This window comes from Rothia nasisuis (assembly GCF_928381405.1).
Taxonomy (GTDB): Bacteria; Actinomycetota; Actinomycetes; order Actinomycetales; family Micrococcaceae; genus Rothia; species Rothia nasisuis.
Map to the genome: position 1 here is coordinate 1 of NZ_CAKMSB010000023.1, position 6,928 is coordinate 6,928.

Here is a 6,928-nt window from a genome sequence, read left to right on the forward strand (position 1 = left end):
CGACCTGGGTCAAAGAGGACGGCCAGCACCTGATCTTCCCCCGCTGCGGTGAGGGTTGGAACCGTGCGGAGTTGCATGCTCTGTGGCTGACCCGTGAGAACACCGCTGACCTGCCGGTTTCCCTACCCACCGATGCCGCCCAGGTGCTGGTGGTGCGTGATAACGCCGGCGCTTGGTGGGCCTTTAGCTCTACCGGTGACTGGCTGGCCCACAGCGTAGGTGCTGGGGATGTGCTCACTGTGAACCGTGATGAGCAGGGCCAGATTGTGGCTCTGCAGCATGCCCGTGGCCGTTGTATCGGTATTGAATACGCTGCTGGCCGTGTGGCCTATGCGCAGTCCAATGATGGCACCCGCATGGAGTACCTCTATGACCGTGAGGGCAGGCTAACCGGTGCCCGCTCTGCGCTTGGGCCCAGGGTCTACGATTACAACGAGCAGGGTCTGATCAGCGCGGTGATTGCTGCTGATGGCACGGTTGAGGTTGAAAACTTTTATGATGCCCTGGGGCGGGTGCGTTCACAGAACTACCCGCACGGGGTCACCCGCCGCTACTCCTACCTGGCAGGCGGCGTCACCCTGGTGACCAATGAGGACGGCTCGCACGCCAACTCCTGGGTTTCTGATGCTAAGGGCCGCCTGGTGGGCATGATTGATGCGCACCAGAGGCGCCAGACCATGGCCTACGATACTTTCAATAACCGGGTGTCAGTCACTGAGCGTGATGGTGCTATGACGGTGCGCGCCTACACCAAGCGCGGTTTGCTGGCGCGTGAGGTAAGCCCTGAGGGTGCCGATACCACCTATGAGTATGATGCCCACGACCGTTTGATTACGCTGATGACAGCTAACGGGGCGGTGGTGTCTTATGAGTATGCTGATGCTACCGGGGTTGAGCGTAACCCCTCCGTGCTGGTTGATGCTTTGGGTGGGCGTACTGAGATGGTCTGGGAGGGCGGCCTGTTGACCTCGATGGTTGGCCCCACCGGTGTCTCAGTCACCTGCTCTTATAACGCTTTTGGTGAGATGACTGCTGTGAGCAATGCCGCTGGGGATGTGACCTCCTTTGTGCGTGATGCTTCCGGGCGTATTGAGCGTATTGTCAGCCCGCTGGGGCTGACCACCCGGTTCACCTATGATGCTGCCGGTCTTTTGGTCTCCCGTGAAGATGCGGACGGCGCGGTGTGGCGTTTCGGGTATGGGCCCGGTGGGCGCCTGACCAGTATGACTGACCCTGCCGGGGCAAGAACCACCTATGAGTACAACGCGGCTGGTGAGGTGGCTAAAACCATTGACCCGCTGGGCCGGGTGAGCACCCGTGGCTTTGACTCCATGGGCAACCTGGTGTCGGTTACCGGCGCGGATGGCGCGCTCTGGGCGCTGGAATATGACCAGCTGATGCAGAATACTGCGGTCATTGATCCGCTGGGTCACCGGTGGTCCCGTGAATTTGATGCCAATGGTGAGCTGGCTGCGGTGGTTGACCCCACCGGTGTGCGGGTGAGTACCGCCTATCAGCGTCGCTCTGGGCTGTTGCAGGTCAAGGACGCTTTTGGCACCCACACCACCAGTTTTGATGCTTACGGCCGCCCGGTTAAAGAAACCGCGGCGGATGGCTCTGAGGAAATCTACACCTATGACGCTGCCGGGAACGTGGTGGAGATTCTCGATGCTGAAGGCGCTTTGACCCTGATTAGTCGTGATGGGCGCGGTGAGGTGACCTCGGTGACCTCGCCTGAGGGGCGGGTGACGTCCTTTACCTATGACGCCTGCGGCCGCCCGTCCACCATGAGAGAGCCCACCGGGGTTATCACCACCCTGGAATACGACGCTGATTCGCGGGTTATCACCCGCTCCACCTCTTCTGGTGTGCGTGAGGAGATCACCTATGATGCTGCGTCCCGACCGGTAGTGGTGCGTACCAATACTGGGGTGTCCCGTTACGGGTATGATGCCTGTGGGCGTCTGGTCTTTGCTGTAGACCGCAAGTTCGGCACCCGCCGCTTTGTCTATGATGCTGCTGGTCAGCTGGTCACTGCCATCAACGGTCTGGGCGGTAAGACGCGGTATACCTATACTGCTGCTGGTTTGGTTGCTAGTGTGACTGATCCGCGTGGGGAAAGCACTTTCTTTGAGTATGATGCTGCCGGTCAGCTGATGTGCCGCACCGATGCGCTGGGCCGTAAGACCACTACCTCCTACGATGCCGCCGGGCGCCTGGTCAGTTCAGTGAGCCCGGATGCTGATGTGCTTTCTTACACTTACGATGCAGCTGGTTCGCTGGCAACCACCCGTTTCAACCAGCAGCTGATTTGCCGGGTTGAGCGTGATGCTGCTGCCCGCACTACCACTGTGTTTGATTACACTGATCTGGGTGTGGGTCTGGTGGATGAGCAGACCGGCGCCCCGGCAGTGCACACTCTGGTGCACGACCGGGTGGGCCGACTGGTGCGCCAGTCAGTAGCTGGTTCTCACGCTGGTGCAGGGCACGAAAGCGTGATGACCTATGATCGGGATGGTTTGCGTACCAGCCTGAGTGTTGATGGGGCGAGAACCGACTACGCCTATGAGCCAGGTACCGGCTTGCTGTCCTCAGCGGTGCGTTCTGCTGCTGATGGTGGTGTGGTTGAGGGTTTGGAGTATCACTATGACGGGCATGGGCAGTTGGTGCGTATTAGTGATGCTAAGGGCCAGGTTCTGCGGGCTTTTGATGTGGTGCCGACGGTAGTTCAGGGGCAGGCTTCTGACGCCGGTGATACTGCTAGCTCTGATGCTGCCGATAAGGTTGCTGCTACCGGTGCCTCCTATGTCACCGACGGCGGCTGGGCCACCATCGACGTCCGCACCACCGATGACGGTGAGCAAATCACCACTACTACCTATTACAGCCCCCAGGGCCTGGTCATCGGTATTGATGATTCTGCCGACGGGCTGCGGCTCTTTACCTACGATGAAGCCCATCAGTTGACCTCGGTGCGTTCTGCTGCTGGGGTGCATTCTTTTGTTTACGATGAGGCTGGTTTCCTCATCAAGGAGAGCACTGCTGATGGTGTGGTGCGCGAGTACTCTTATGATGGGGCTGGTCAGCTGGTTGGTTTGGCTGATTCTGCTCTGGGTGTCAGTGAGTTGGTCTATGACGGGTTGGGCCGTCGTGTGCGCTGGGTGGCTGGTAATGGTGCTGTTACTGAGTTTGCTTATTCACCGGTTGGTTTGCTGGCTGAGGTGAGTACTGGTGCTGGTGCTGATGCTAATTCTGGTGCTGGCCAGGTGGTGCGTTTGTGGAATGATGCGTTGGGCCGGGTTGCTGGTGCCCAGGGGACGGGTGTACCTGCTGATCAGGGGAGCGGTGTGTGTTCTGTGGTGTGGGATCCGGTAGCTGATACGCCGACGGTGAGCGCCCTGGGTGGTGTGCCGGTGTCTTTGGCGGGTGCTGTGGTGCAGGATGTGTTGGGGTCTCGTGGGGTGGATCCGTTTGGTGTTTCGCCTTTGGCCGGTGGTGCTGTTGGGTCTGTTGCTGGGGCTGCTTCTGCTGTGCCTTCTGCTGCTGCCCCTGGTTTTGGGGTGACGGTGGCTGGGTCTTTGCAGGTTGCTGGCCTGGAGGTCCTGGGGGCCCGGGCTTATGATGCGGTGTCTCGTGGGTTTATTTCTCCTGATCCGTTGGTTTCGCCGGTGGGTGCTGGTTGGGCCTCTAATGTGTATGCCTTTGTGGGGAATGATCCGGTGGGGTTGGTGGATCCGTGGGGTCTGTCTCCGATGACGGCTTCTGAGTTTCGGGAGTATCGGGCTGATGTTCGGGGCCGTGCGGTAGAGCGAGCTGGTAAGGGTCTTGCTGATTTTGCTCGTGATAATGCTGGTTGGATTGCACTGGGCGTAGCTGCTGTTGGTGTGGCTGCTGCGGTGGTTTCTGGCCCAATTGGGTGGAGTATTCTGGCTGGTATGGCTATTTCTGGTGGTATGGAGCTGGGTTCTCAGCTGATCAGTGGTAAGGGTCTTGATTGGCGGAAGATTGCGACCAGTGCTTCGATTGGTGGTATTGCTGGTGGTTTTGGTGCTGGTGTTGCTGGTGCGGTAACTAAGATTGGTTCTAAGGTCTTTTCTTCTGTTGCTTCTCGGTTTAGTGCTCGTGCTGGTGGTGTTGGTCAGCAGATTTCTCAGGTGTTTAGGAAGGTGGCGACAAATCCTGCGACGAAGAATTCGGTGCCGAGGGTGGTTTCGGGGTTGAAGCAGACTCAGATTGGTTTGCAGCGGCAGGCTGCGCGGTATAGTTCGTGGGCTTCGAGGGTTGGTTCTGTTGGTTTTCGTGAGGGTGTTGAGGCCTATGTTGAGGCTGGTGTGGATACGTCGTTGACGTATATTACGGATGGGCATCGGGTGACTGGTTCTGGTTTGGTCTCTGCCTGGGGTGTGCCTGCGGTGTCGAATGCTTTGTTGCCGGGGAAGGTGTCAAAGGGATTTGATGATGCGTTCCAGAAAGTTGGTTGGAAGGCTGCTGAGGGTGTCTTGGCTAAGGGGCGTTCTATGGTTTCTGATGGTATTGGTGATTTTGTCAATGGTGTGGTGTCGTATTCGGGTGCTCCGATGACGTATTCGCCGCAGTATGAGTCCTATCGGGATGAGGATTATAAGGGTCCAGGGTGGAATGCCTTAGAAGCTACCATCGGGGGTCTTAAGCAGGCTGTTTCTGGTGGTGTGGCGTCGCGTGGGCCGGTGGAGTCTTTGAAGTCGGTGTCTTTTGATCCTTCTGCGGGTTCTGGTGCGGTGTTGGTTGATGAGGTGACGGAGGTGCCTGGTGAGTAAAGGTTCTAAGGGGTCTAAGCCTAGGAGGCAGGGGCCTAAGCAGCAGGTTACTGTTGGTGAGCGTGTACGGGCGTGGCTTTTTTTGTTAGTGTTCGGCGTGCCGGTTGTGTACGGAACTGCTACGGTGCTGTTTTCAGGCACTGTTAACAGGGCTTTTCATCATTCAGAAGAATGCACCATCACAGCTGCAATAAGCCGCAGTAGTGGATCTCGGTCTTATAGTTCTTCATCCAGTATTTATATTCAGAGCCCTGATTGTTCTGACCTGGTATATCAGGGGAAATATCATGGGTTGAGTGATGATGAGCTGGTTGAGCGTATTCGTGAGTTTAAGGGTCAGAAGGTGAGTGTTGAGGTGGGGGTGTGGCAGATGCCTTTTAGTCCTACGATGATTGTCGGTATTGAGGGTTTGGATTTGAGCAAGTAGCTGGTGCTATTAGGCAGATTGTTTCTGGTGGTGTGGCGTCGAGTGGGCCGGTGCGGTCTGTGAGTTCGGTGTCTTTTGATTCTGATATGTACTGGGTTTCGTCCACACCTTCCGTTGGGGTTGGGCGGAAGGTGTGGACGAAACCCAGTACATATCAGTATGGTTGTGGCTTCTGGTGGTGGTGGTTTGATGGGTGGTTTGAAGCCGGTGATACCGGGGTTGGATAATCCTGTGCTGGATTATGGGTATGATCGGGCGAAGGATTATGTAGAGGGTGTGGGGAGCTACGCGTTGACTACTAATCTGGATGAATGGAACCGAAGAGATGCTAATAATAGTGGTCTGACTACTGTGGGAAAGGGGGCTACTGAAGATTTAGGGAAATCATTTAATCGGTGATAAAACATGTTGATAATGTTGAGACTGAGTCGCTGAATGAGCCACAAGAAAGCATTTTTGTATGAGTAAGAAAAAGAAGTCACTGGCTAGTACTGTTACTGGTGTTATTTTGGGCTTAATTGTTGTTGGGGCCGTCTTGTTATCATTTATTGATAATTCTGGTGCCCAGCATCGGGTGTGTACGGTGGTTTCAGCGGAGCTTAAATCAAATTCTAGTGGTGGTTCAAGGGGGCCTGTTCCTACTACTTCAGTGCTGGTAGAAACTGAGGAGTGTGGAAATCTAAGTGTTTCTAAGATGAATACACCGGCAGGAATGAATGAGGCTGGTTTAGCAGAATTTCTTGCGGCTAATGTGGGGAAGAAGTTTGAGTTTAATGTAATGGGGCTTTCACTTGGCAATGATATGCGAAGCTCGGATGGCATCACTTCGACAACCCCGGTTGAATAATTTTTTGGAAAGGTAAAACATTATGATCCTTGGTTTGCTTGCTGCTTTGATTGTGGCTGGTGTGAATATTCCATTGGCGAATATGTTGGCGGGGCGTACCTCAAGTGCGCTGAAGTTTGGTCTCTTGTATTTCCCCTTGGGTTTGGTGGGTGTGGTTCTTGGGTTTGTTCTTTTGTCCTTGTTTTTGACGTTTTCTGCTCAGGTGTATTGGTTTGTTGGGTTGATGATCTATGCTTCGATTGGTGGGGATAAGGTGCGGGGGTTGCGTGCTGGTCGTGTGGTGGGGTCTGGTGATGTGTGATATGTACTGGGTTTAGTTCCGCTCCCGTAAATTAGAAACAAACAAAAAGAGCAAAGGAACAAAACCCATGCCCACCCAATACCCCCAAGAACTCAAAACACGAGCCACCCGACTCCTGGCCGACCACCTCGAAAACAACCCCGATCAGGGTATCTACACCGCCTGCCGAAACATCGGAGAACGCCTCAGCATCAGCCCCGAAACCCTACGAAAATGGCACAAACAAGCCGAAATCGATCAAGGATCCGCCCCCGGGACCAGCAGCGACATGGCAGCTGAAAACCGCAGACTCCGCAAGGAAAACGCCGAATTGAAACGAGCCAACGAAATCCTAAAAGCGGCCTCAGCTTAATCCGTGCGCCGAGCTCGACCGTCCGGCCCGCTGATGATCCGATTCATCGACATGCACAAGGATCTCTTCGGAATCGAGGGGACTGTCAGAAAAACGGTGTAAACCCTCCAAACCCCAACAGGAGAAAATAACACCATGACAACAGAACACCAACTCGCCCAAAACCTCATCACCCAAGCCAAAGAACAAGGCCTAGACCTCAGCA

The 6,928-nt window shown here is 55.3% G+C and carries 4 protein-coding genes and 1 pseudogene; all 5 read left to right on the top strand.

Annotated elements, in window-relative coordinates:
* The coding region (locus tag L6966_RS11790; RefSeq protein ID WP_237233450.1) for an RHS repeat-associated core domain-containing protein at positions 1–4,796 on the top strand (4,796 nt) is incomplete at its 5' end.
* Positions 4,789–5,223, top strand: coding sequence for a hypothetical protein (locus tag L6966_RS11795; RefSeq protein WP_237225353.1), 435 nt, complete (start codon positions 4,789–4,791; stop codon positions 5,221–5,223). The genes L6966_RS11790 and L6966_RS11795, both read left to right, overlap by 8 nt.
* 460 nt (positions 5,224–5,683) lie before the next feature.
* Complete coding sequence (locus L6966_RS11800; RefSeq protein ID WP_237225351.1) at positions 5,684–6,070, top strand: hypothetical protein; 387 nt, start codon at positions 5,684–5,686, stop codon at positions 6,068–6,070.
* Positions 6,071–6,092: 22 nt separating this feature from the next.
* On the top strand, positions 6,093–6,371 hold the full coding sequence (locus L6966_RS11805) for a hypothetical protein (protein ID WP_237225349.1): 279 nt from the start codon (positions 6,093–6,095) through the stop codon (positions 6,369–6,371).
* 199 nt (positions 6,372–6,570) lie between these two features.
* A pseudogene (locus tag L6966_RS12330) lies at positions 6,571–6,748 on the top strand (IS3 family transposase); the annotation flags it as partial.
* Positions 6,749–6,928: the final 180 nt, after the last annotated feature.